Source organism: Mycolicibacterium phocaicum (assembly GCF_010731115.1).
Lineage (GTDB): Bacteria > Actinomycetota > Actinomycetes > Mycobacteriales > Mycobacteriaceae > Mycobacterium > Mycobacterium phocaicum.
The window spans coordinates 5,500,291-5,524,235 of the sequence record NZ_AP022616.1; the positions used below are offsets into that span (position 1 = coordinate 5,500,291).

20 protein-coding genes are annotated in these 23,945 nt (G+C 67.0%); 10 read left to right on the forward strand and 10 right to left on the reverse strand.

All coding sequences use genetic code 11. The features are described 5' to 3' along the window. Positions 1-150 precede the first annotated feature (150 nt). Positions 151-435 carry a DUF1490 family protein gene (locus G6N46_RS26490; RefSeq protein WP_061007103.1) on the forward strand — a complete coding sequence of 95 codons (285 nt, stop codon included), beginning with the start codon at positions 151-153 and terminating at the stop codon, positions 433-435. Then, positions 425-2,641, forward strand: a complete 2,217-nt coding sequence (locus G6N46_RS26495; RefSeq protein ID WP_138250111.1) for a heavy metal translocating P-type ATPase — start codon at positions 425-427, stop codon at positions 2,639-2,641. The genes G6N46_RS26490 and G6N46_RS26495 overlap by 11 nt, the downstream gene beginning before the upstream one ends. Here G6N46_RS26495 and G6N46_RS26500 read toward each other — a convergent pair. Next, complete coding sequence (locus G6N46_RS26500) at positions 2,611-3,216, reverse strand: TetR/AcrR family transcriptional regulator (RefSeq protein ID WP_064858511.1); 606 nt, start codon at positions 3,214-3,216, stop codon at positions 2,611-2,613. The genes G6N46_RS26495 and G6N46_RS26500 overlap by 31 nt on opposite strands. A gap of 134 nt (positions 3,217-3,350) precedes the next feature. Between G6N46_RS26500 and G6N46_RS26505 the strand changes: the two genes are divergently transcribed. From G6N46_RS26505 to G6N46_RS26515, 3 genes are read left to right on the forward strand one after another with little or no spacing between them, the layout of a single operon-like run. Then, positions 3,351-3,797 (forward strand): MmpS family transport accessory protein, encoded by a 447-nt coding sequence (locus G6N46_RS26505; protein WP_138250110.1) that lies wholly within the window; start codon positions 3,351-3,353, stop codon positions 3,795-3,797. Beyond that, complete coding sequence (locus G6N46_RS26510) at positions 3,794-6,703, forward strand: MMPL/RND family transporter (protein WP_138250109.1); 2,910 nt, start codon at positions 3,794-3,796, stop codon at positions 6,701-6,703. The genes G6N46_RS26505 and G6N46_RS26510 overlap by 4 nt, the downstream gene beginning before the upstream one ends. Continuing rightward, positions 6,700-7,146 carry a hypothetical protein gene (locus G6N46_RS26515; RefSeq protein ID WP_138250108.1) on the forward strand — a complete coding sequence of 149 codons (447 nt, stop codon included), beginning with the start codon at positions 6,700-6,702 and terminating at the stop codon, positions 7,144-7,146. Before G6N46_RS26510 ends, G6N46_RS26515 begins: the two co-directional genes overlap by 4 nt. A 4-nt stretch (positions 7,147-7,150) precedes the next feature. Here the strand turns inward: G6N46_RS26515 and G6N46_RS26520 are convergent, their stop codons facing one another. Beyond that, a complete protein-coding gene (locus G6N46_RS26520; protein WP_138250107.1) occupies positions 7,151-7,924 on the reverse strand; it encodes an enoyl-CoA hydratase/isomerase family protein in 774 nt (257 codons plus the stop codon). A gap of 10 nt (positions 7,925-7,934) precedes the next feature. After that, a complete protein-coding gene (locus tag G6N46_RS26525; RefSeq protein ID WP_020102835.1) occupies positions 7,935-8,615 on the reverse strand; it encodes a TetR family transcriptional regulator in 681 nt (226 codons plus the stop codon). A 145-nt stretch (positions 8,616-8,760) separates the two neighbouring features. On the opposite strand from G6N46_RS26525, the gene G6N46_RS26530 reads away from it, so the two are divergent. Continuing rightward, entirely contained in the window at positions 8,761-9,813 is a 1,053-nt protein-coding gene (locus tag G6N46_RS26530) for a ferredoxin reductase (protein WP_061007111.1), read from the forward strand. 38 nt (positions 9,814-9,851) lie between these two features. After that, positions 9,852-10,997 (forward strand): fatty acid desaturase family protein, encoded by a 1,146-nt coding sequence (locus tag G6N46_RS26535; protein WP_138250106.1) that lies wholly within the window; start codon positions 9,852-9,854, stop codon positions 10,995-10,997. Here G6N46_RS26535 and nei2 read toward each other — a convergent pair. Both nei2 and G6N46_RS26545 read right to left on the reverse strand, forming a co-directional pair. Next, the gene (nei2, locus tag G6N46_RS26540) at positions 10,899-11,699 is read right to left on the reverse strand and encodes an endonuclease VIII Nei2 (RefSeq protein ID WP_138250105.1); all 801 of its coding nucleotides are present in this window, start codon (positions 11,697-11,699) and stop codon (positions 10,899-10,901) included. The two genes, G6N46_RS26535 and nei2, sit on opposite strands and share 99 nt — an antisense overlap. Then, on the reverse strand, positions 11,699-12,670 hold the full coding sequence (locus tag G6N46_RS26545; protein WP_138250104.1) for an NAD(P)H-dependent flavin oxidoreductase: 972 nt from the start codon (positions 12,668-12,670) through the stop codon (positions 11,699-11,701). Before G6N46_RS26545 ends, nei2 begins: the two co-directional genes overlap by 1 nt. Positions 12,671-12,891: 221 nt before the next feature. Here G6N46_RS26545 and G6N46_RS26550 point away from each other — a divergent pair, with 221 nt between their 5' ends. From G6N46_RS26550 to G6N46_RS26560, 3 genes are all read left to right on the forward strand, one after another. Next, a complete protein-coding gene (locus G6N46_RS26550) occupies positions 12,892-13,836 on the forward strand; it encodes a MerR family transcriptional regulator (RefSeq protein ID WP_138250103.1) in 945 nt (314 codons plus the stop codon). A gap of 74 nt (positions 13,837-13,910) precedes the next feature. Then, positions 13,911-15,149: a thiolase family protein gene (locus G6N46_RS26555; RefSeq protein WP_061010189.1), complete on the forward strand. Its 1,239-nt coding sequence runs from the start codon at positions 13,911-13,913 to the stop codon at positions 15,147-15,149. A 58-nt stretch (positions 15,150-15,207) separates the two neighbouring features. Beyond that, on the forward strand, positions 15,208-16,464 hold the full coding sequence (locus G6N46_RS26560) for an HNH endonuclease signature motif containing protein (protein WP_138250102.1): 1,257 nt from the start codon (positions 15,208-15,210) through the stop codon (positions 16,462-16,464). Here G6N46_RS26560 and G6N46_RS26565 read toward each other — a convergent pair. The 5 genes from G6N46_RS26565 to G6N46_RS26585 all read right to left on the reverse strand — a co-directional run bounded on the left by G6N46_RS26565 (position 16,461) and on the right by G6N46_RS26585 (position 23,936). Further along, positions 16,461-16,973, reverse strand: a complete 513-nt coding sequence (locus tag G6N46_RS26565; RefSeq protein ID WP_064858520.1) for a hypothetical protein — start codon at positions 16,971-16,973, stop codon at positions 16,461-16,463. The two genes, G6N46_RS26560 and G6N46_RS26565, sit on opposite strands and share 4 nt — an antisense overlap. A gap of 61 nt (positions 16,974-17,034) precedes the next feature. After that, entirely contained in the window at positions 17,035-18,009 is a 975-nt protein-coding gene (locus G6N46_RS26570; protein ID WP_138250141.1) for an NAD(P)H-dependent flavin oxidoreductase, read from the reverse strand. Positions 18,010-18,011: 2 nt separating this feature from the next. Further along, positions 18,012-18,404 (reverse strand): tautomerase family protein, encoded by a 393-nt coding sequence (locus G6N46_RS26575; RefSeq protein ID WP_138250101.1) that lies wholly within the window; start codon positions 18,402-18,404, stop codon positions 18,012-18,014. Between the two features lie 150 nt (positions 18,405-18,554). Next, positions 18,555-23,039, reverse strand: coding sequence for an ATP-dependent helicase (locus tag G6N46_RS26580; RefSeq protein ID WP_138250140.1), 4,485 nt, complete (start codon positions 23,037-23,039; stop codon positions 18,555-18,557). A gap of 102 nt (positions 23,040-23,141) precedes the next feature. Beyond that, positions 23,142-23,936, reverse strand: a complete 795-nt coding sequence (locus G6N46_RS26585) for an SDR family oxidoreductase (protein WP_135355372.1) — start codon at positions 23,934-23,936, stop codon at positions 23,142-23,144. Positions 23,937-23,945 lie beyond the last annotated feature (9 nt).

The following is a 23,945-nucleotide window of genomic DNA, read 5'->3' on the forward strand; positions in this document are numbered from 1 at the left end:
ACTGCACCGATGTCAGGCACTACGTTGGTCGGTATGACACGTGTGCGCCGGCCTGATCCGCCGAACGCGACCGCGACTCCTGCCGCACCGTTGCGGAACGCCTGAAAACGAGAACTGAACAACACATCACACGATGAGAGGGACCGCCCGATGTCGATTCACCCAGCACTGATCAAGGCCACCCGGACCGTGGCCACCGGCGTCATCGGCGTGGCGGCATACGATGTGCTGCGGAAGGCGCTGCGCGCGGCGCCGGTCCACGAAGCGAGCGTCACCACCGCAGCGTGGGCGCTGCGCGGCACGCGCAAAGCCGAGGAAGCCGCAGAGAACGCCCGGCTGAAGGTCGCCGACGTGATGGCCGAGGCGCGCGAGCGGATCGGCGAAGAAGTGCCCCCGCCGTCGGTGGCCGACGCCGAACATTCCCATGACCACTGATGTGCTGACCGACGTGGCCGATGCGCCCAGCATCGATGCCGACGCCGATCTGGTGGTGATATCCGTTGCAGCGGGGCGGATTCGGGTTCACGCGCCGTGGCTGCGGGGTGACGCCGTCCGTGCGGTGGCGATCGAAGACGCCGTCGACAAGGTCGGTGGCGTCAGAACCGTCCACGCGTACCCGCGCACGGCGTCGGTGGTGATCTGGTACTCGCCGCAGCGCTGCGACACCGCGGCGCTGCTGACCGCGATCAGGGCCGCGCACGCCACCCCGGCCCAGCTGGTGCCCGCCCGTTCGCCGCGTTCGGCCGACATTCACAATGCCGATGTACTGCGGATGGCGCTCGGCGCGTTGGCTCTGGCGCTCTTGGGCGTCCGTCGCTACGGGCTGTCCCGGCCGCGGCTGCTCGGGCCCGCCGCGCGGACATTCGCGACCGGCGCGACCATCGTCACCGGATACCCGTTCCTGCGCGGGGCGCTGCGCGCACTGCGTGGCGGCAAGTCGCCTGGCACTGATCTGCTGGTGTCCGCGGCGACCATAGCGAGTCTGGTCCTGCGCGAGAACGTCGTCGCACTCACGGTGCTGTGGCTGCTGAACATCGGTGAATACCTTCAGGATCTGACGCTGCGGCGTACGCGCCGAGCCATCGCGGACCTGCTGCGCGGCGTTCAGGACACCGCGTGGGTGCAGTTGGACGACGGCACCGAAGTGCAGGTCAACGCCGAGGCGCTACGGATCGGCGATCTGGTCGTCGTTCACGAGCAGGTCGCGATTCCCGTCGACGGCGACGTCGTCGAGGGCGAGGCGATCGTCGACCAGTCGGCCATCACCGGCGAGACCCTGCCCGTGACCATGGCGCCGGGTGCGGCCGTCCACGCGGGATCAGTGGTCGTGCGGGGCCGTGTGGTGGTGCGGGCCCGGGCGGTGGGCAGTCACACCGTGCTGGGCCGCATCGTGGCGAGAGTCGAAGAGGCGCAACGTGATCGGGCGCCGATCCAGACGGTGGGCGAGAACTTCTCCCGTCGCTTCGTGCCCGCCTCGTTCGTCCTGGCAACGGCGACGTTCCTCGTCACCGGCGATGTACGCCGGGCGATGACCATGCTGCTGGTGGCATGCCCGTGCGCGGTGGGGCTGGCCACGCCGACCGCGATCAGCGCGGCGATCGGCAACGGCGCCCGGCGCGGCATTCTGATCAAGGGCGGTTCGCACCTGGAAGCGGCCGGCCGGGCCGACGCCGTGGTCTTCGACAAGACCGGCACCCTGACTCTCGGCCGGCACATTGTCACGAACATCGTCTCTTTCCAGGAGAGTTGGACTCCCGAGGAAATTCTCGCGTACGCGGCGAGTTCGGAGATTCACTCACGGCATCCGTTGGCCGAGGCGGTGATCCGCTCGACCGAGGACAAACACATCGTGATTCCGCCGCACGAGGAGTGCGAGGTGCTCGTCGGTCTGGGCATGCGGACCCGCGCCGATGGCCGCACGTTGCTGCTCGGCAGCCCGTCGCTCCTGGATCGGGAGAACGTCACCGTGTGCGGCGAAGCCGATGAGTGGGTGCAGCGCCTGCGCCGTCAGGCCGAGACGCCGCTACTGCTCGCCGTCGACGGCGAACTGGTGGGTTTGATCAGCCTTCGCGACGAGGTGCGCCCCGAAGCGGCGGAAGTGCTTGCGCGCCTGCGGTCCTCGGGGGTGCGCCGGATCGTCATGCTCACCGGTGATCACGCCGAGACCGCGCAGGCAGTCGCCGCCGAACTCGGCATCACAGAGTGGAAGGCCAACGCGCTGCCCGAGGACAAGCTGGCACTGGTGCGCACGCTGCATGACGAGGGTTACACCGTTGCGGTGGTGGGGGACGGGGTCAACGACGCACCCGCACTGGCCGCGGCGGACATCGGTATCGCAATGGGATTGGCCGGCACCGACGTCGCCGTCGAGACCGCAGACGTAGCACTGTCGACAGACGACCTGCGACGGTTGCTCGACGTCCGAGGGCTCAGCGACCATGCGGTCGGAGTGATCCGGCAGAACTACGCCATGTCGATCGCGGTGAACGCCGTCGGGCTGCTACTCGGAGCGGTCGGCGGGCTGTCCCCGGTCCTGGCCGCGATCCTGCACAACGCGTCGTCCGTCGCCGTTGTCACCAACAGCTCGCGCCTCATCCGCCATGAGCTGGCTCAGTCCGGCGCGAGCTCACCGAGCAGATAACGCTGGAGCGTCACGCCGAGGTCGGCGGCGAGTTGCTGGTTCGAGCGGTTGACCAGCGGTTCGAGCCCGAAGACATAGCGCGCCAGCGCGAAACCGTTGACCTGCGACATCACCAGGGCGGCGCGGTACTCGGCGTCCGCTGACCCCAGGCCTTCGGCAATCGGCGCAATGATGTTACGCGCCAAGAAATCTCGCACCAACTTTGCCGCCTCCGGCTCGGAGGTGGCGGCGCGCACCATGCCGATCATGGGCCGTCTGCTGACTTCATCCTCCAGGGCGTTGAGAATGAACGTCGCCAGTCGCAGGCCGGCCTCGTCCTTGTCGCCGTCGAGTACCCGGCCGATGACCACGGCGGGTTCGACCGGTAATTCGACCACCGCGAGGAACAGATCCCACTTTTTGCCGTAGAAGTGGCTGACCAGCGCGGGGTCGACGCCGGCCTGCAACGCGACCTGCCGCAGGGACGTCTTCTCGTATCCGAGTTCCGCGAACAGCTTTCGTGCGGTCTGCTCGATCGCCTCGCGGGTCTCGTTGGGTCCCGGGCGACGTCCGCCGCGGGTAGGTCGCTGCGTCATTCGACTCCCCACTCACAGAATTCTTTACGTGTTGAATTATAGCCCCGGCGGGGTTAATGTCATACCGTCAACCCCGTTGATGAACCAGGAAGTAGAGACGTTCCGCGCAGTTCACCCGTGCGAAAGGTTCACGGATGCAGCGACTTTCGATCAGACGCCGGCTCGGTCAGCACTGGATGTACGTGGTGGCCGTGATGGTGGTCGTGGTCGCCGGGTTCGCGGTGTACCGGCTGCAGGGCATCTTCGCCTCGCATGACGTCACCTCGACGCCGAGTGGCGCGGTGAACGACATCGTGCCCTTCAACCCCAAGCACGTGGTGATGGAGGTGTACGGGCCGCCGGGAACGGTCGCCACCGTCACCTACCTGGACGTCAATGCCCAACCGCAGCGCGCCGACGTCGTCACGTTGCCGTGGACCTACGACACGACCACCACGCAGCCTGCGGTGTTCGTCAATCTCCAGGCCCAGGGCGACAGCGACTCGATCGGCTGCCGCATCACCATCGATGACGCCGTCAAGGACGAGAGAACGGTCAACACCGTGCACGCCTTCACCTACTGTCTGGACAAATCAGGATGAGCGCGGGCCGCGTACCCGACTTCATCCGCCGATATGCGGTGCTGATCGCCTTCTTCTGGCTGGGCCTGGCGGTCGTCACGAACGTCTTTGTGCCGCAGCTGGAGACCGTGGCCGAGTCGCACAACGTGTCACTGAGCCCGACGGACGCACCGTCGCTGCAGGCGGCGAAGCAGATCGGCAAGGTGTTCCACGAATTCGATTCCGACAGTTCGGCCATGATCGTCCTGGAAGGCGATCAGCCATTGGGCGCCGCTGCGCACCACTACTACGACGGCTTGATCGACAAGCTCACCGCCGACACCAAACACGTCCAGCACGTGCAGAACTTCTGGGGTGACCCGCTGACCGCGGCCGGTTCGCAGAGCGCCGACGGCAAGGCCGCGCTGGTGCAGGTGTATCTCGCCGGCAATCAGGGTGAATCCTTGGCCAACGAATCCGTCGACTCCGTCCGCAGGATCATCGAAACCACGCCGCCGCCAACGGGTTTGAAGGTGTATCTCACCGGCGCCGCACCGCTGATCACCGACCAGTTCGAGGTGGGTCGGCACGGGACGCTGAAGACCACGCTGATCACCATCGGGGTCATCATGGTGATGCTGTTCTCGCTCTACCGCCGTGTCACGACGGTGATCATGGTGATCTTCACGGTGATGATCGAGCTGACCGCATCCCGCGGTGTCGTCGCAGTGCTCGCCAACGCCGGCATCATCGAGCTGTCGACGTACTCGACGAACCTCTTGACACTCTTGGTCATTGCCGCCGGCACCGATTACGCGATCTTCCTCCTCGGCCGCTTCCACGAGGCCCGCTATGCGGGAGAAGACCGGATCTCCGCCTACCACACCATGTACCGCGGTACCTCTCACATCATCCTGGGGTCGGGCCTGACCATTGCCGGGGCGGTGTTCTGCCTGACGTTCACCCGGTTGCCCTACTTCGAGAGCCTCGGAATTCCGGCCGGCACAGGTGTTCTCGTCGCCGTGGTGGCCGCGTTGACGCTCGCGCCCGCGCTGCTGTGCATCGGCCGGCACTTCGGCCTATTCGAACCCGTGCGTCAGCTGCAGACGCAGGGCTGGCGGCGCATCGGTACCGCCATCGTGCGCTGGCCCGGCCCCATCCTGGTCGCGACCGTCGCGGTGGCCCTCATCGGCCTGATCGCCCTACCCGGCTACAAGACGAGTTACGACACCCGCCCGTACATGCCCGCCGATGCGCCCGCCAACATCGGCTACGCCGCGGCCGAACGGCACTTCTCGCAGGCCCGGCTCAATCCCGAATTGCTGATGATCGAAGCCGACCACGACCTGCGCAACTCCACCGACATGATCCTGCTCGAGCGCGTCGCTAAAGCGGTGTTCCACACCGACGGCATCGCTCAGGTGCAGTCGATCACCCGGCCATTGGGGACGCCGCTGGACCACTCGTCGATACCGTTCCTGATCAGTGCCGGAAACGCCGGGCAGATCAACAACCTGCCCTTCCAGCAGGCGCGCAGCGCCGACCTGCTCAAGCAGGTCGAGGTGATCAACAATTCGATCGACATTCTGCGACAGCAGTATTCGCTGCAACAGCAGTCGAGCGGCATCACGCACGAGCAGGCCACGGCATTTCAGCAGACGGTCGCGACCGCCCAGGACCTGCGTGACAAGATCGCCAACTTCGACGACTTCTTCCGCCCGCTGCGCAACTACTTCTACTGGGAGCCGCACTGCTACGACATCCCCGTCTGTGCTGCCTTGCGGTCCATATTCGACGCGCTCGACGGCATCGACGACCTGACCGACCAACTGAATGACGTCGCGGGGAGCATCGCCAAACTCGATGCGCTGCAGCCGAAGTTGCTCGCGCTGATCCCACCGCAGATCGCCAGCCAGCAGACCAACCGCGAACTGACGATGACGAACTACGCCACGAACAAGGGTCTCAACGACCAGGCTGCCGCGTCGCTGCAGAACGCCACCGCGCTGGGCCAGGCATACGACGCGTCGAAAACCGACGACTCCTTCTATCTCCCGCCGGAGGCGTTCACCAATCCCGAGTTCCAGCGCGGGATGAAGCTGTTCATGTCGCCGGACGGCAAGGCCGCCCGGATGATCATCACGCACGACGGCGATCCCGCGACGCCCGAGGGCATTTCGCACATCGCCGAGATCAGGCATGCCGCGCAACAGGCTGTCAAGGGCACACCGCTGGGCGGGTCGAAGATCTATCTCGCGGGAACTGCGGCCACCTACAAGGACATTCAGGACGGCGCCAAATACGACCTCATGATCGCCGGCATCGCCGCGCTGAGCCTGATCCTGCTGGTGATGATGTTCATCACCCGAAGCATCGTTGCGGCCGTCATCATCGTCGGTACCGTGGCGCTGTCGTTGGGCGCCTCGTTCGGACTCTCCGTGTTGATCTGGCAGGACATCTTCGGCATCGAGCTGTACTGGATCGTGTTGGCACTGGCCGTCATTCTGCTGTTGGCGGTGGGCTCGGACTACAACCTGCTGCTGGTGTCGCGGTTCAAGGAAGAGATCCACGCCGGCATCAACACCGGCATCATCCGGGCGATGGCAGGGTCCGGCGCGGTGGTGACCTCGGCCGGGCTGGTGTTCGCCGCCACCATGGCGTCCTTCGTGTTCGCCGACCTTCGGGTCCTCGGCCAGATCGGCACGACCATCGCCCTCGGTCTGCTGTTCGACACGTTGATCGTGCGGTCGTTCATGACACCGGCCATCGCGGCGCTGCTCGGACGGTGGTTCTGGTGGCCGCTGAAGGTGCGGCCGCGCCCCGCCAGCCAGATGCTGCAGCCCTACGGATCCCGCTCGGCCGTGCGCCAACTGCTGTTGTGGGAAGACGGCGATCCTGCGGTCACGGGATCGGGTGCAGGTGCGCGACGGCATGGAGGAGACGCATGACGGGCATCGAACTGTGGGGCGGCCTGACCATCCTCGCCGGGCTGATGGCACTGATCTGTCTCGCATGCGTCTTCGTGTACATCCGCGGGCTGGAGCGGCGGCCACCCGCCGCACTGGGTGAACAGGTGGGCGCCCACAAAGCCGTACTGGTCAAAGTGCGCGAGGGCCAACCGATGTCGCAGGACGAGATCGACTACGCGAAGGAGCTGGTGTCCGACGCCGGCTCGCCGCTCGCCTATGCGATCCCCGCGCTGCTGTTCACCATGGGCTTCTTCTACGTGGTCGGCTGTATGTATGAACTCCAGGTCCACGGCGGCCATCCGTCGTTCCGCACTTTCATCGGCGGCATCCCGATGCTCACCTCGTTCAACATCTTCGGTCAGCTGCACCGGGTGGCACGTCTGAAGAAGCGGGTGCCGACAAGTCCGACCCTGGTGGCGTAGTCATTTACCGATTGCCGAAAGCCTTTGCCGCCAAATCGATTTGGGTGGAGGCGGCGAGAATCTGGCTGCGGTTCTCGACGTGGAGAGCGGCCTGCAGGCTGGGGGCCTCGAGGTTGGCCCACAGGACCTGCTTGGTCGACTCGACACCGAATTTCCCGTAGCTGCACAGGGTTTCGGCGATAGCCAGGGCGTCGGCGACGACGTCGTCCGCCGACAGGCGCGAGACCAGCCCCAGGCGCAGCGCCTCGTCGGCCTCGACCGTCCGGGCCGTGAGAATCAGATCGAACGCCTGCCCCGCGCCGACGATCCGGGGGAGCGTGTAGCTCACCCCGATGTCGCAGCCGCCGATGCCCAGCTTGATGAACTGGGTGCAGAACCGTGCGCCGGGTCCCGCGAGGCGGATGTCGGCGGCCAGCGCGACGGCGAAGCCGCCGCCGTATGCGGGCCCGTTGACCGCGGCGATCACCGGCTGGCGCAGGTTCTGGATGCGGGTCGTCAGCTCGGCGATACGTTCCTGCCAGCGCATGCCCGACCGCGGAAATTCCAGTCCGCCACCGGCTTCCGGCGGGTTGGGGTCGGAAAGGTCCAGGCCGGAACAGAATCCGCGGCCGGCGCCGGTGAGTACGACGACGCGGCACTCGTTGTTGCGGTGGATGTCCTCGAGGGTGCTGTGCAGTGCTTCGACGAGGTCGAAGTTCAGGGCGTTGAGTTTTTCCGGCCGGTTCAGGGTGAGGACCGCGATCTCGGGGCGGGGATAGGCGAGCGACAGCGTTGTCATGCGCCTGACGTTAGCCGCTGTGCCACCCGGCCACGCCGACGGCGATCATGCGCAACTGCTTGCGTGCGGTCCGTTTGACGTCGTCCAGTGCTTTGGCGTCATTGGCGTCGTCGATGGATTCGGCGGTGGTCATCATCGTGTTGACGAACAGTCCGGCCACGATGTTGAGGTCCTCGGCGCTCCAGGTGGTGAGCCCGGGCAGCCGGCCCAGGTCGATCGCGAGCTCCGAGGTGATCAACCGGATTTCCGTGCGGATCGCATAGCGCAGCGCGGTGACACCGCTGTTGCGTTCACGGCTGATGAAGCGCCAGTGCTCGGGGCGTTCGGCGACGCTGTTGAACAGGATGTCGACCGAGGACTCGATGATGCGCTTGGGGTCGAGTTGGCCGGCGCGGCCGCCGCGGAGCATTTCCCGCAGGGCGCGGAACGACTCGTCGATCAGGACCAGGCCGAGAGCGTCCATGGTCTCGAAGTGCCGGTAGAAGGCCGCAGGCACGATGCCGGCCTCGCGGGTGACCTCACGCAGGCTGAGTGCGCTGAAACTGTCCTCGTCGAGCAGCTTGAGGGCGGCCGCGATGATGGCGCGGCGGGTGGCTTCCTTGCGCTCTTCGCGAGAGAGGTTGTCCTGGACGCGGGAGCTTGATGAGCGGCTGGACCTCCGGTCGCGTGAACCAGGGGTACGACTGTTCACCGAACAAAGTTTACACAGCGCGGCGAAACCGCAGATCGATACAGATGTGTATGAGTTAACAGTACGTATGTTCACCGTGTGATCCGGGCAACAACCTGCGATTTAACCCTTGACGCGAACGGTTGGAGTCGGTCACTGTGTACACATGTTCACCGAAACTTTGAGCCGCCGAGTACGGCGCTCCGCCCTGGTTGGCATCCTCACCGGCCCGCATGGCGTGGACCGGTACACCGAGGTTTTCGACCGCACCTGGACTGTCAACGATGCCCGCGCCAAGGTGGTCGCGGTCCGCCGGCAGACGCCGCGCAGCGTCACCCTGACCCTGCAGCCCAACGACGCCTGGCAGGGCTTCAAAGCCGGCCAGCACATCAACCTGACCGTCGAGATCGACGGCCGTCGCCGCACCCGGTGCTACTCGCCGGCCAACTCCGAGGGCAGCCCCGTCATCGAGCTGACCGTCGGTCTGCACGACGGCGGCCTGGTCTCCAGCCACCTGTTCGAGCACGCCGAGCCCGGCATGGTCGTTCACCTCGACTCCGTCGGTGGTGACTTCGTCCTGCCCGCGCAGCGTCCCCGCCGCATCCTGCTGGTCTCCGGCGGCAGCGGCATCACCCCGGTGCTCTCCATGCTGCGCACACTGCGCGAGGAGAACTTCGACGGCGAGGTGGCGTTCATCCACTACGCCCGCAACCCCGAAGAGGCCGCGTACGCCACCGAGCTGGCGGCCACGCCCGGGGTCAAGGTGCTGCACAGCTACACCCGATCCAACCGCGGTGACCTCAGCGGCCACTTCGGCCCAGACCACCTGGCCGCCGCCATGCCCAACCCCGACGCGGTGTTCGTCTGCGGCCCGCCGGCACTGGTCGACGCGGTAAAGGACCTCCTGCCGGGCGCGCAGTCCGAGAGCTTCGTGCCCCCGGTCATCGCGGTCCCGACCGAGGCCTCCGGCGGCAGCGTCGCCTTCACCGAGAGCAAGGTCGACGTCGTCGACGACGGCCGCTCGATCCTCGAGCAGGCCGAGGCCGCGGGCCTGAACCCGACCAACGGCTGCCGCATGGGCATCTGCCACACCTGCACCCGCAAGAAGATCAGCGGCCCCGTGAAGAACCTGATCACCGGCGCCGTCTCGACCGCCCCCGACGAAAACATCGAAATCTGCGTGACCGCCCCGTGCGGCGACGTCCAGATCGACCTCTAGACCACCCCACCAGCCCACACACCCAAAGGAGACGAACCATGGCTCAACGTCCCGCCCCCATGACCCCCGAGCAGTTCGACGAGTTCGGCCGCGCGCTCGACGCCATCCGCGAGCGCCATCTCGCCGACCTCGGCGACCGCGACTCCGACTACATCCGCAACATCATCGCCATGCAGCGCAAGCTGGAGGTCGGTGGCCGCGCCCTGCTGTTCCTGCCGCCGGCCTGGCCCGTCGGCACCGTGATGCTCGGTCTGTCGAAAATCCTCGACAACATGGAGATCGGCCACAACGTCATGCACGGCCAGTACGACTGGATGGGTGACCCGGCGCTGCGCGGCCAGAACTTCGAATGGGATTCGGCCTGCCCGTCCAACCAGTGGCGGCACTCGCACAACTACATGCACCACACCTACACCAACATCGTCGACATGGACCGCGACATCGGCTACGGCATCCTGCGGATGAGTGAGGACCAGAAGTGGAGCCCGTACTTCCTGGGCAACCCGGTCTACGCCTTCCTGCTGATGGTGTTCTTCCAGTACGGCGTTGCGCTGCACGAGCTGGAGGCCGAGCGCATCCGCACCGGTGAAATCCGCCTGCGGGACAAGAAGGACATGCTGCGCGAGATGTGGGCCAAGGTCCGCAGGCAGACCATCAAGGACTACGTGGCGTTCCCGCTGCTGGCCGGACCGTTCCTGCCGTTCGTCTTCGCCGGCAACATGACCGCTAACCTGATGCGCAACGTCTGGTCGTACGTCATCATCTTCTGCGGCCACTTCCCCGAGGGCACGCACGAGTTCACCATCGAGGAGACCAAGAGCGAGACCCGCGGCCAGTGGTACTACCGCCAGCTGCTGGGTTCGGCGAACCTGTCCGGCGGCAAGTGGTTCCACATCTTCAGCGGCAACCTGTCGTTCCAGATCGAGCACCACCTGTTCCCCGACATCCCGGCGCACCGCTACGCGGAAATCTCCCCGGAGGTCAAGGCACTGTGCGAGAAGTACGACCTGCCCTACAACACCGGGCCGATCCACAACCAGTTCTTCTCGGTGGTCAAGAAGATCTGCCGCCTGGCCCTGCCGGACTCATGGCTGACAAAGCGGGCACCAGAAGGTGATCCGGTCCGTGAGGTTGTTGAGGTCGCCGACCACGTCGAGGTTCTCGTGCCGGTGTCGGCCGGCTGATTCGATCAGCGTCCCGCATCTGCGACACGCTTGCCCGGCCCGGCCGTACACCCAGAGTTGACGGCCGGGTCGGGTATCGCCCGTTGTGGTCCTGCTCCATCTGTTTCTGTTCAGCCACAACATGTCCCGGGCCCGCTGCGCCAGCCGCAGCGGGTCTTTCACTGTGCCGACCGGGGCCGTCGGGCGGCGGCCGACAATGAAGCACAGCTCATTGGCGTAGACGTTGCCGACGCCCGCGAGGTTGCGTTGGTCGAGTAGTGCTTCGTGCAGCGGCCGGTCGGGGAGCTGGGTGAGGTTCTGCGCTGCTCGGTGCGGATCCCAGTCCGGGCCAAGGAGATCGGGGCCGAGGTGTTTGACGGGTTCGTCGTCGTGGTCCCGGTGGAGGACTTCCAGGGTGCCCAGTTCGGAGCCCACCGCCTGAATATCCTTGGTTTCCAGGATGATCCGGGTCTTGTGATCGGGGCGGCGGGGCCTGGTGTTGACCTGCCACTTGCCCTCCATCTTGAGGTGCGAGTGGATGCTGGCCTCGGCCGTGCGGATGAACAGGTGCTTACCCCGGCTGATGACTTCGTCGACCGTCTGGCCGGTGAGGTCGACGGTGGCGAACTTCGGGACGCGAATGTCGCAGCGCGTCAGCATCTTTCCCTGCAGCGCCGCGCGGAGGATGGCCGCGGTGTGCCAGACGGTGTCACCTTCGGGCATCAGCGGATGTAGGCGTTGGCCCGGGCCAGCGCGCGTTCGGCATCGTGCGCGATCTTCTGAACCAGGTCGCTTGCGAGTTCCAGCTCATCGATGAGGTCGAGGGCCTCGCCGGCCCAGATGGGGACGTAATCCATGTCCATCTTGGCTGCCCGGTCGCGGAACTCCTGTTTCGCTTTGGGATCTGCGTCGAGCTCGGCGTCGCGGTCCTGCCACTCGTCGGTGAAGACGCTGCGCAAGGTGCGCGCCGGATACTCGGCCGGCCAACGCGTTTCGACGGGCCGGGCCGCGATGTCGATGGCCCGGCCGCTGGTGGTGTCCGCCGCCCTGGCCTTGAGCATGACCTTCGACTCGGCGGCGCTGAGCAGGGACTCGTGGGTGGCTTCGAATCGGGTGCCGATCATGGCGCCCGCGGCGCCGAGGGTCAGTGCCGCGGCCAGACCGCGGCCGTCGGCGATGCCACCGGCCGCCAGGACCGGAACGTCGTGGGCCAGGTCGACGACGGCGGGGACGAACGGCAGCGTCGACCGGCCGCCGTGGTGCCCCCCGGCCTCCCGGCCCTGCGCGACCAGAACCTGGACTCCGGCGTCGAGCGCCTGCTTGGCCTCATCGAGGGTGTGGACCTGGGACAGCAGCGGGATTCCGGCGTCGTGGATGGCTTTGGCGAACGGGGCCGGGTCGCCGAACGACAAGATGATGGCGGCGGGCTGCTGCGCGATGACCCAGCCGATGATCTCCGGAGTCACCGCCCACGTGAGTAGACCCACGCCCCAGGGCTTTTCGGTGCCCTGCTTGGCCAGTTGGCATTCGGTGGCGAGCATGGTCAGGTCACCGCGGCCGCCACCGATCAGACCCAGTCCGCCGCCCTCGGACACCGCGGCGGCCAGCCGGCCACCGGATACGTCGCCCATCGGGGCCAGGACGATCGGGTGGTCGATGCCGAACAGTTCGGTGAGCGGGGTGTGCAGGGCCATGACTTCACTCTATGACTCGGTCGGGGGCGCTCTCTGTCGTCATGTGCTGCGGCGGTCCCTACGGCGAGTGTGCAGCTTCGGAGCGATCTGGCCACGTGAACGCGGACAACAACTGCACACTCGCCATAGGGCCGGGGATCGGTGTCAATGGATCCAGCGGGTCGGAAATTTGACCTTGCCCCTGGCGGCAATGTTTACCCTCTGGGCTGAGGACATTGACCATGCAGATTTCTGAGCTGGCCCGGCTGACGGGCGCGTCGACCAAGGCCGTGCGGTACTACGAGGACCTCGGCCTCCTGGAGCCGTCGCGCCTGGCCAACGGCTATCGGGACTATTCCGAAGAGGACGTCCAGATCGTCAGCGAGGTGCGTGCGCTGGCCGCGGTGGGCATCGCCCCGTCGAAGGCCGGGCCGTTCATCGACTGCCTGCGCCACGGCCACGAACACAGCGACGAGTGCCCCGAGTCGCTGGCGGCGTATCGCGACAGCATCGCGGTTCTCGACGAGACCATCGCGGCGTTGACGCAGCGACGACAGGTCCTCACGGCGCGGCTCAACGCTGCCGCGTGCCGCGAATTCGACAAGGAGTACGAGCAGGTGACGGACTACACGACGCTTCCCGCGGGCCTCCCGGTTCCCGAAAATGACGGCGCGGCCGACCATCTGGTGGGACTGCGGGTACCCGATATCACGCTGAAGTCCAGCGGTGGTGGCCCCGTCCACCTTCGGAGCCTGCCGATGGGACGGACGATTCTGTATCTGTACCCGCTCACCGGTCGTCCCGGCACCGACCTCCCCGAAGGGTGGGACGCGATACCAGGAGCGCGTGGCTGTTCGACGGAGGCATGCGATTTCCGCGACCACTTCGCCGAGCTGAAAGACGCCGGTGCAGAAGAGGTCTGGGGCCTTTCCAGCCAGGACGTCGACTATCAGGCGGAAGTGGTGCGGCGGCTGCGGCTGCCGTTCCACATGCTGTCCGATGAGACGTTCGCGCTGGCCGAGGCGCTACGGCTCCCGACGTTCGCCGCCGACGGACATCCCCGGCTTTACACCCGGCTCACCATGGTGATCCGCGACGGCCGCATCGAGCACGTCTTCTACCCGATCTTCCCGCCGAACACACATGCGCAGCAGGTGCTGGACTGGTTGCGCGCACATCCGGTGTAGAGAGCTGACGGATCGCCTGCTGCCGGAGCGGCGCCGGCGGTACGCTCGCCTCGACATCGAGCGGGAGACGGCTGATGACAGAAGCATTTGTGCTTGGTGGTGTCCGCACTCCATTTGCGCGGTACGGCAGTTCGCTGTCGCACATCCGCACCGACGACCTCCTCGGCATGACCATGAAGGGCGCGTGCGAACGTGTCGGCGTCGAGCTCGGCGCCATCGAGGACGTCGTCGCCGGCTGCGTCAATCCCGCGCACGAGGGGATGGGCGACGTCGCGCGCTGGGCCGCGCTCGCCGCCGGATTCCCCGACACCGTGGCCGGGACGACCATCAACCGGTTCTGCGGTTCGTCGCTGAGCGCCACGATCAACGTCGCGCACGCGATCAGGGCCGGCGACCTCGGTGTCGGTATGGCCTGCGGCGTCGAATCGATGTCGCGATCGGGCTGGGCCTACATGAAAGGCGACGCGCCGTTCGCGCCGCGCGGGCCGGTGATCCTGCTCGACACCATGTGGGCCGGCGCCGGCGGCCCGCCCAACCCCGCGCTGCTGGCGCGTAACGCCTACATCAGCATGATCGAGACCGCGCAGAAGGTGGCCGATCGTTACGGCCTGACGCGCGAGGAGATCGACGCCTTCGCGCTGCGAACGCAGCGAAATGCCAAGGCGGCCCGCGATTCCGGGCGACTGGCCAAGGAGATCATGCCGGTCGAGATCGCGGCGACGAAGAAGGCACCGGCGCGGCTTTTCGAACACGACGAATTCATCCGCGACGAGACCACGGCCGAGCAGCTGGCGGCACTACGACCGCAGCCGGGTACGACCCAGATGACCGCGGCAAATTCGACGCCCCTCACCGATGGCGCCAGCGCCCTGGTGCTGGCGTCGGGGGAGCGCGCGGCGGAACTCGGTGTCGAGCCGTTGGCGCGGGTCGTGTCCTCGGCGGTGTACGGGATCGATCCGCTGTTCATGGGTCTCGCCCCGGCGTGGGCCCTGCCTCTGGCCATCAAACGTGCCGGGCTGACGCCTGAGCAGATCGATGTCTGGGAGGTCCACGAAGCGTTCAGCGCGCAGGCCCTCGGTGTGCTGCGGGAACTGCCCAATCAGCTCGGCGGGTTCGTCGTTCCCGATGAGAAGCTCACACCCAACGGCGGCGCCGTGGCGATCGGCCACCCGTTCGGCGCCACCGGTGCCCGGTATGTCCTGACCCTGGCCACCGAACTGCGCGAGCGCAATGTCCGCTACGGGGCCATCGGGGTCTGCGTCGGATCGGGTCAAGGCGTTGCCATTGTGCTCGAAAATCCCTCTGCTGCTTGAGGAGTACGCGAGCGGCTGGGTGCGATTTTTTGTCGTACCCTTCTGCTTTGATGGTGTCATGTCCAGCACCGCAACGGCTTTCGATGTTGAGTCGTCGCCGTGCGAGCGCATGGATGCGTACTTCGCGGAGATCGGTGAGCTGACCGGTCAGCGCAACGCGATCGACGCACGGCTGGTGCAGATTGCGGCCGAGATCGACCGTGACGGGCTCTGGGGTGCCACCGGTGCCCGGTCGATGGCGTCGATGATGGCATGGAAAACCGGTGTGTCACCGCGCAATGCGGAAGTGATGATGGCGGTGGCGCACCGCCTGGAGGAGTTCCCGCGCTGCGCCGAAGCGATGCGCGCGGGCCGGTTGTCGCTGGACCAGGTCGGGGTGGTCGCCGAACACGCAGCCGAGGGTTCTGACGAGCATTACGCCCAGTTCGCCGAAAGCGCCACCGTCACCCAGCTGCGCACGGCCGTGAAACTCGAGCCCCGCCCGGAGCCCGATCCCAAGCCCGAGGCGCCGCGGTCGATCGCCAAGACCAGCCACGACGACGGCTCGGTCACGTACAAGATCCGGCTGCCGAAGCTGGAAGCCGCCAAGGTTGATGCGGCGATGGCGTCGCATCAGGATGCATTGGTGGCCGACTGGAAACGCGACCACGAAGACACCGAAGGGGCAGTGTCGGAGCAGGCACCGCCGTTCCCGAACCAGGTCGATGGGTTCATGAGCCTGATCGAGGCCGGCTGGGACAGCGATGTGGAACGTCGTCCGCATGGGCAGCACACCACCGTGGTGGTGCACTTTGACCTCGAAAAGCGCACGGCTGCGTTGCATTTAGGGTCAGTGCTCACCGATGAGGAACGCCGGCTGCTGTTGTGCGACGCCACGTGCGAGGTGTGGCTCGAGAAACATGGTCAGCCGATCGGGGCCGGGCGCAGCACCCGCACCATCAGCCGCCGGCTGCGCCGCGCTCTGGAACACCGCGACCGCTGCTGCCGGGTCCCCGGGTGCGGGGCGACCCGCGGCTTGCACGCACATCACATCATTCATTGGGAGAACGGCGGGGAAACCGAACTGCACAACCTGGTGCTGGTGTGCCCCTACCATCACCGGTTGCACCACCAGCGGGTCATCACCATCACCGGTCCGGCCGATCGGCTGGTCGTCACCGACGCCGCGGGCCGACAACTCGACGGCGGATCCCTTGCGCGGCCACCCACTACGGCCCGCCCTGATGTGCCGCCCTGCCCCGGGCCGACCGGTGAACGCGCCCAATGGTGGTGGTACCAACCCTTCGAACCACCACCCACACCGTCGACCAACTAGGGCAGCAGCGGCAGCCGCCACAGCGGCGCACCGGGTTCGAGGAACCACAGCCGCGTCGCGGTCAGGCGCAGTATCCGGATGGCGCCGGTCATCATGAGCACCGCCAGTGGCAGCTCGATCAACACCGCGGTGATCAACGGGATGGTCGAATCGTGGCCGAAATCCGAAGTCATGACGTCGAACCAGGCGTCGCACACCAACAGCACGCCGGTCGTGAACGCGGTGAGCAGCACGAGCTGCCTGCGCAACCAACCGAGCACGGCCGTCGTGGCCATGAAGGCGACCAGCAGGCCGTCGAACCCGATCCAGGTGGCCGGCCAGTTGTGCGCGGTGTAGTTTTCCGGAAGCGTGAATCCGAGGTAGACGACCCACGGGATCAGCACGATGCAGCTGCCGGTCATCACCGTCAGCCGGATGCGTCGCATCCTCCTGGCCATCGCAGGCGGAAACACTTCGTCCAGCGGACGCTGCAACCGCATGATCAGGTCGTGCCGCTGCGCCGGCGTCATCGCGGCGATGGCGGCGTCTGACAACGCCTGGTCTGCGTGCTCGGTCACGCCCTTTATTGTCCTACTTCGCGGCCTCGGACAGTCTTCCGAAAATGGTGGCGGACTCTCGCGCCATGCGTGCCAGCACCTCAGCTGCAGTCGGATTGTCATGGATCATGCCGACACCTTCGCCGATATGAACCTCAGCGGTGTCGAAGTCTGACGCTTCGACCGCGGCGCGGTAATCACGCTGGAGCTCAGCGAGATTGGCGCGTAGCGCGTCCTCGGTCCCATACCAGCGGCTGACGAAATCATTGCGCAAAGCGCGACCACCGTAGCCCTGCGGCCACGGATAGCCGCGCACGATGTCGAACACGGTTGAGCGAATGGTGTCGTCGGAGCCTGCGGCGATGGCGCGCTCCCGGGCCACTGGGTTAACCGGCGACTCCTGCACCGCCCACAGCCTGGAGCCGGCGAGGGCTCCGTCAGCACCGAGCGAGAGTGCCGCCGCAAGGCCACGACCGTCGGCGATGCCTCCGGCGGCGAGGACAAGGGTATCCGGTGCCCGGTCGGCGACCAGGTCGGCGACCTCCGGGACCAGGGTGAAGGTGGAACGAATCCCCTTACCGTGACCACCCGCTTCGCCGCCTTGCGCAATCAGTACGTCAGCTCCGATGTCGACGCCGCGTCGTGCCTCTTCCAGATCGTTGACCTGATTGAACAGAGGAACATTCGCATTGCGAATCTTCGACGCGAACGGCGTGGGATCGCCGAATGAGAGCGCTACAGCAGCGGGGTTGTGTGCGAGTACTGCATCCAATAGCTCCGGGCGTTGAGCGAGCTTCCAGGCGATGAAGCCGACGCCGATGCGGGTATCTCCAGCCGTGGCGAACTGTGCATTGAGCCAGGCGGCATCGTCATAGCCGGCGCCCAACAGTCCGAGACCGCCTGCCTTTGTGACTGCGGCGGCCAAGCGGCCATCGGCGAACTTGGCCATCGGGGCCAGCACGACGGGCACTGACAGGCCGAACCTCGAAGTGAGTCTCGTCGTGATCATGTTCACGCGAGTTCGCCGGTGACAAACTGTGCCCGGCCCGCGCCGAACGACCAATCGGCGTCGCCGTTTTCGGTGATCGACACGATCAGGTCTTTGGCGTCCAAACCGCAGTCCCTATGCAGGTGCTCGGCCAGCAGCTCGTAGAACCGCTGCTTCATCTCTGCGGTGCGGCGGCGGCTGACCACCTGGATGATCACTAGCTGGTCTGATCGTTCGAATCCCAGTCCAGTGTCTTGCGCGACAACGTCATCGGGCTCGCGGACGTCGACGACCTGGTAGCGGTCCCGTTCGGGGATGCCGAACGCCTCCACAACAGCCCGGTGGGCGCTGTCCAGCAGCTGACGGAGTTCTTCGGGGGTGCGGCCCCGGATCACGGTGATGTTGAGCAATGGCATTGTCCCCAACCTTTCTTGTGCCCTGAAGACTCCAACGTCGTTGAACTACAACGTATTGCGAGTGCAGTGCCACAAGTTGCGACCGGGATCCTCTCAGCTGGGAGCGTCAGCCTCTCATCGTGCCCGCGGCACTGATCCATGGCGGAGGGCCTAGCGCAGCCGTAGCCCCCGCGGTGTCCGGGAGAAGCCGGCGTCGGCCAGCGCAGCATGGACCTGGGCCTGCTCGGCGTCAGGGGTGGGTGCCAATACCGGCTGCCCGTTGACCTTCTCGATCAACAGCGACTGCAGCCGCCCCGCGCTCACCAGGTCGGCCAGCGCACCGGCCGCCGCGCGTTGTTGTTCCGGCGTGGCGTCGAACGACAGCAACGACTTTCCGCCCCGTTCCAGGAACCACACCAACTCGCCGTCGACCAACGCCACCAGTGCGCCTGCCTTGCGGCCCGGCCGGTGGCCCGCGACCTCGGGCCAGGGGAGCGCGACGCCGTAGGGATTTCCGGGGTCGGTGGCGGCGAGCACGATGGCGGTGTAGTCGGGGCTGCTCTGGTCGACATTGTCGAGGTAGTTGCGCAGCCGGTCCACCGTTGACGCCACTGCGAACTGTGCACCACCAAGCGATTCGATGAAATACCCGCGCTGGCAGCGGCCGGCTTCCTCGAAAGCCGTCAACACCTTGTACAGCGTGGCGAACCCGCCGGGCAGGCCGTCGGCCGCGCCGCGGGTGACGACGCCGTAGCGGTTCAGCAGCAGCTCGGCCTGAAAGTGCGCCCGCGTCGTGGATTCCGGCTCGGCGGGTGGCAGGGCCGACCACCGGCCGGCGACCGTCGGGTCGACGGTGCGGGTCTGCGGCCGGGCGACGCTGTAGCGGCTGAGCCGGGGCGGGCGCTGCTGCCGTTGCCGGTGCGCACCTCCTGGTTTGCGTCCCGCGTTGCCGAGCAGCGCCCGCACCGGGGCGAAGGTGTCGCCGGTGACCCAGCCGGCCCAGATCAGTTCCCACAGAGCCTGTTTCGTGTCGGTGCCGTCTTCGGCCGCCAGCTGCCGGAAGAAGTACGCCCCACCGCTGCCGAGTGTGTCGAGCAGCTCGCGATGCGTGTCGGTGAACTCGATCTCGGTGCCCGGCGCCAGCGAAAGCGGCGCGGTGTCGGCACGGTGGAACACGACCCAGCCGTCGTTGCTACCGATCTGACCGGCGCCAGACCACATGACCTCACCGGAGGCCAGGAGTTCGTCAAGCATCGCCGGCTGGTAGTCCGAGACCCGCTGGCCGAACACGAGCGGCTCGACCGCCGACGCCGGAATCGGCACGCCGGCAAGCTGTTCGATGACCGAGGCCAGGCCGTCGATGCCGCGGGCGTCGCCGAATTGCTGCCAGGCCGGCAGGAACCGGGCGTATGCGGCGGTGCTCACCGGTTCGATCTGGGCCCGCAGCGCGGCCAGCGAACGGCGCCGCAGAATCTTCAGAACCGTGGCGTCACACCACTGTTGGTCGACGCTGTCCGGAAGATCAGTGAATTCACCGCGGATGAGCTTGCCGTCCAACACCATCCGGCTGAGGGCATCTGCAGTCACGCGGTGGCCCAGGCCGAACCGGCTAGCGGCCTGGGTCGTCGTGAACGGCCCGTTGGTCCTGGCGTAGCGGCCGAGCAATTCACCCAGCGGGTCGGACACCGCGGCGGTGAAACTGGCCGGCACGCCGACCGGCACCGCAACGCCGAGCCCGTCGCGCAGCAGACCCATGTCTTCGACCGCGGCCCACCAGCTCTGGCCGGCGAAGGTCACCGAGACGGCGCGCTTGGCGGCCTGTAGCGTGGCGCACCAGGCCTCGACATCGCTTGCGGTGCAACGCTGCCGGAGTTCCTCGGTACTGAGCGGACCGAGCAGTCGCAGGAGGTCGGCGATGCCCTCGGCGTCGCGGGCGGCCCGGTCTTCGGTCAGATGCTGCAACTGACGGATGGTCGACGCCACGACATCGGGATCGAGCAGTTCGCGCAGTTCGACGCGGCCCAGGAGCTCGGCCAGCAGGGTGGCGTCCAATGACAGTGCGGCAGCCCGCCGTTCGGCGAGTGGACTGTCGCCCTCGTACATGAATGCACCGACGTAGCCGAACAGCAGCGAGGCGGCGAACGGTGATGGCGTGGCGGTCTGCACGTCGAGCACCCGGATCCGTCGTTGCGCGACGCGGCGCATCAACTCGATGAGCATCGGGACGTCGTAGACGTCCTGCAGGCACTCGCGCACCGTCTCCAGCACGATCGGGAAATCCGGGTACTTGCGGGCGATGTCCAGCAATTGGGCGGCGCGCTGCCGCTGATGCCACAGCGGCGACCGCTTGCCGGGATGGCGCCGCGGTAGCAGCAGCGCCCGCGCCGCACACTCGCGGAAGCGGGAGGCGAAGAGTGCGGACCCGCCGACCTCGGCGGTGACGATGGGCTCGATCTCATCGGCTTCGAAGACGAAAATGTCCGCGCCGGGCGGATTTTCCCCGGTGTCGGGCAGCCGGAGCACGATGCCGTCGTCGGATGCGGTGGGCTTCTCGTCGATGCCGTACCGCTCCATGATCCTCCGACCGACGGCCAGTGCCAGCGGACCGTGGACCCGCAGCCCGTAGGGGGAGTGCAGGACGATCCGCCAGTCACCGAGCTCGTCGCGGAACCGTTCCACCACGAAGGTGGTGTCGGTGGGCACGGTGCCGGTGGCCTGCCGCTGCTCGTCGAGCAGCTGCCACAGGTTGTCGGTGGCGTAGTCGTTGAACCCCATTGTGCTGCAGTACTCGTCGAATTCGGCGCGCGGCAGTCCAGCGAGCTTTCCGGTGAAGGCGCCGATCGCGGCGCCCAGCTCGGCGGGCCGGCCGACGGCGTCACCGCGCCAGAACGGCAACCGCGCGGGCTGGCCGGGCGCGGGCAGCACCAGCACCCGGTCGTGGGTGATCTCGGTGATGCGCCAGCTGGTAGCGCCGAGGGAGATGACGTCACCGGGCCGCGACTCGTAGACCATCTCCTCATCGAGTTCGCCCACCCGCGAGGGCTTTTCATCGCCGGTGGCCAGGTAGACGGTGAACATGCCGCGGTCCGGGATCGCGCCGCCGGAGGTGACGGCCAGCCGCTGCGCGCCGGGCCGGGCGGTCAGGGTGCCGTTGTCGCGGTCGTAGACCAGACGCGGCCGCAGCTCGGCGAACTCGGTCGACGGGTACTTGCCGGCCAGCAGGTCGAGCGTCGCTTCGAATGCGCTGCGCGGCAAGGCGGCGAACGGTGCGCTGCGGCGGACCGCGTCGAACCAGCGGTCGGCGTCGAGCGGTTCGAGAGCCGCCGCCGCGACCGTGTGCTGGGCCAGCACGTCGAGTGGATTGGTGGGTACCTGCAGCGTCTCGATCTCGCCGGCGCGCATCCGCTGCACGGTGACGGCGCAGTCGATCAGGTCGGTGCGGTGCTTGGGCAGCAGCACGCCCTCGGAGATCTCACCGACCTGGTGGCCGGCGCGGCCGATGCGCTGCAGACCACTGGCCACCGAGGGCGGCGCCTCCACCTGGATGACCAGATCGACGGCGCCCATGTCGATACCGAGCTCCAAGCTCGAGGTGGCGACGACGGCTTTGAGCCGGCCGCTCTTGAGATCCTCTTCGACCTGCGCCCGGGCCTCCTTGCTGACCGAACCATGGTGGGCCTTGGCCAGCAGGCTCGGCGCGCCGAACGTCTGCCCGCTGCCCATGAGGTTGGCCGGCGCGCCCCCGCCGACCTGCGAGTTGCGTTCATTGGGCAACTCGATGCCCGAGCGGGCGGCGTGAATCTCGTTGAGCCGTGCGGTGAGCCGTTCGGCCAGCCGCCGGGAGTTGGCGAAAACCAGCGACGAATTGTGCGACTCGATCAGGTCGACGATGCGTTCCTCGACATCGGGCCAGATGGTGCCGCCGTCGAGGTTGGCCATGTCCGGCACCGGCACCTCGACGCTCAGGTCGAAGGTCTTGGCGGCCGGTGGTTTGACGATGCTGGTGGGCGCGGCCCCCGATAGGAAACGGGCGACTTCCTCGGGCGGCTTGACGGTCGCGGACAGGCCGATCCGCTGGGCCGGCTTGTCGAGCAGCTCGTCGAGACGTTCCAGCGAGAGGGCCAGGTGTGCGCCACGTTTGGTGGCCGCGACGGCGTGCACCTCGTCGACGATGACGGTGCGTACCGTCGCCAGTGTCTCGCGGGCCGCCGACGTCAGCATGAGGAACAGCGACTCGGGAGTGGTGATCAGGATGTCCGGCGGTGTCGCGATCAGTTGGCGGCGCTGCGCCGGGGACGTGTCACCCGACCGCACGCCGACGGTGATCTCGGGTGCCGGTGCCCCGACGCGCTCCGCCACCCGCGTGATGCCGGTGAGTGGCGTCGACAGGTTGCGCTCGACGTCGACCGCGAGGGCCTTCAGCGGCGAGACGTAGAGGACTTTTGTGCCCTTGGCGCCGTTGGTGTTGGCGGGCTCCTGAGCCAGCTGATCGATGGCCCAGAGGAACGCCGCGAGTGTCTTGCCCGACCCGGTGGGCGCGATGACCAGCGTGTTGTGCCCGTCGGCGATGGCCTGCCAGGCCTGCGCCTGGGCCGGGGTGGGCGTGCTGAAGGCAGCCGCGAACCACTCCCGGGTCAGGTCACTGAACCGGGCCATCGGACTGTCCGGGGCCACGTGTCCATACTGCCTGGCGGGTCCGACAACCCCGGGCGTCCTGTGCACGATTTTCCGCGGTTGGCGCGGAAAATCGTGCACAAATCACTGGTTCAGCGTGCGCTGATACCGCCGCATGCCGGCGAGCCAGCGGTCGTAGTCGGCGCCCTTGTGCCGGTACATCTCCAGTACTTCGGGATGCGGCAGCACCAGGAACGTGCCGTCCTCGATGGCCTTGACCACGAGGGTGGCGACGTGATCAGGCCCGACGACGTTCCCCGCGTGGGTCACGGCATTGCCGGCCACCCGGATCGCGGCATCGGGAGAGTCGGTCATGCCGCGCAGCAGGGGCGTGTCGACGCCCATCGGGCAGACGCAGCTGACACCGATGCCCTGGTCGCCATAGGTGATGGTCAGCCACTCGGCGAAGCCGACGGCGGCGTGCTTGGTGACGCTGTATCCGGCGGCGCCGAGTTGGGTGAGCAGTCCGGCCGCCGACGCCACGGCGACGAAATGTCCGGCACCCCGCTCAACCCATTCGGGCACAACAGCTTTGGCGGCCCGGATGTGTGCACGCAGGTTGATGTCGATGATGCGGTCCCAGGCAGCTTCGTCGTCGCCGAGTCCCGGTTCGCCGGTGATGCCGGCGTTGGCGACGTAGATGTCGACGGGTCCGTACGCCTCGCGGGCGGCATCGAGCAGCGTCGCGATGCCGTCGACCGACGACGCGTCGGCGCCGATACCGACACCGCCGTAGCCCGCGGCCGTCTCGGCGGCGGCTGCGGCATCGATGTCGCCGGCCACGACCGACGCACCCGCGGCGGCCAGCGCCGTCGCGATGGACCTGCCGATGCCCGAGCCCGCTCCGGTGACGACAGCCACCGCACCTTCGATCTTCACGGGTTCATG

Bases quoted from the DNA above. Each gene is read 5' to 3' on its own strand.
- G6N46_RS26490 (WP_061007103.1), top strand. From the start codon at position 151: ATGTCGATTCACCCAGCACTGATCAAGGCCACCCGGACCGTGGCCACC.
- G6N46_RS26495 (WP_138250111.1), top strand. From the start codon at position 425: ATGACCACTGATGTGCTGACCGACGTGGCCGATGCGCCCAGCATCGAT.
- G6N46_RS26500 (WP_064858511.1), bottom strand. From the start codon at position 3,216: ATGACGCAGCGACCTACCCGCGGCGGACGTCGCCCGGGACCCAACGAG.
- G6N46_RS26505 (WP_138250110.1), top strand. From the start codon at position 3,351: ATGCAGCGACTTTCGATCAGACGCCGGCTCGGTCAGCACTGGATGTAC.
- G6N46_RS26510 (WP_138250109.1), top strand. From the start codon at position 3,794: ATGAGCGCGGGCCGCGTACCCGACTTCATCCGCCGATATGCGGTGCTG.
- G6N46_RS26515 (WP_138250108.1), top strand. From the start codon at position 6,700: ATGACGGGCATCGAACTGTGGGGCGGCCTGACCATCCTCGCCGGGCTG.
- G6N46_RS26520 (WP_138250107.1), bottom strand. From the start codon at position 7,924: ATGACAACGCTGTCGCTCGCCTATCCCCGCCCCGAGATCGCGGTCCTC.
- G6N46_RS26530 (WP_061007111.1), top strand. From the start codon at position 8,761: ATGTTCACCGAAACTTTGAGCCGCCGAGTACGGCGCTCCGCCCTGGTT.
- G6N46_RS26535 (WP_138250106.1), top strand. From the start codon at position 9,852: ATGGCTCAACGTCCCGCCCCCATGACCCCCGAGCAGTTCGACGAGTTC.
- nei2 (WP_138250105.1), bottom strand. From the start codon at position 11,699: ATGCCCGAAGGTGACACCGTCTGGCACACCGCGGCCATCCTCCGCGCG.
- G6N46_RS26545 (WP_138250104.1), bottom strand. From the start codon at position 12,670: ATGGCCCTGCACACCCCGCTCACCGAACTGTTCGGCATCGACCACCCG.
- G6N46_RS26550 (WP_138250103.1), top strand. From the start codon at position 12,892: ATGCAGATTTCTGAGCTGGCCCGGCTGACGGGCGCGTCGACCAAGGCC.
- G6N46_RS26555 (WP_061010189.1), top strand. From the start codon at position 13,911: ATGACAGAAGCATTTGTGCTTGGTGGTGTCCGCACTCCATTTGCGCGG.
- G6N46_RS26560 (WP_138250102.1), top strand. From the start codon at position 15,208: ATGTCCAGCACCGCAACGGCTTTCGATGTTGAGTCGTCGCCGTGCGAG.
- G6N46_RS26565 (WP_064858520.1), bottom strand. From the start codon at position 16,973: ATGACGCCGGCGCAGCGGCACGACCTGATCATGCGGTTGCAGCGTCCG.
- G6N46_RS26570 (WP_138250141.1), bottom strand. From the start codon at position 18,009: ATGATCACGACGAGACTCACTTCGAGGTTCGGCCTGTCAGTGCCCGTC.
- G6N46_RS26575 (WP_138250101.1), bottom strand. From the start codon at position 18,404: ATGCCATTGCTCAACATCACCGTGATCCGGGGCCGCACCCCCGAAGAA.
- G6N46_RS26580 (WP_138250140.1), bottom strand. From the start codon at position 23,039: ATGGCCCGGTTCAGTGACCTGACCCGGGAGTGGTTCGCGGCTGCCTTC.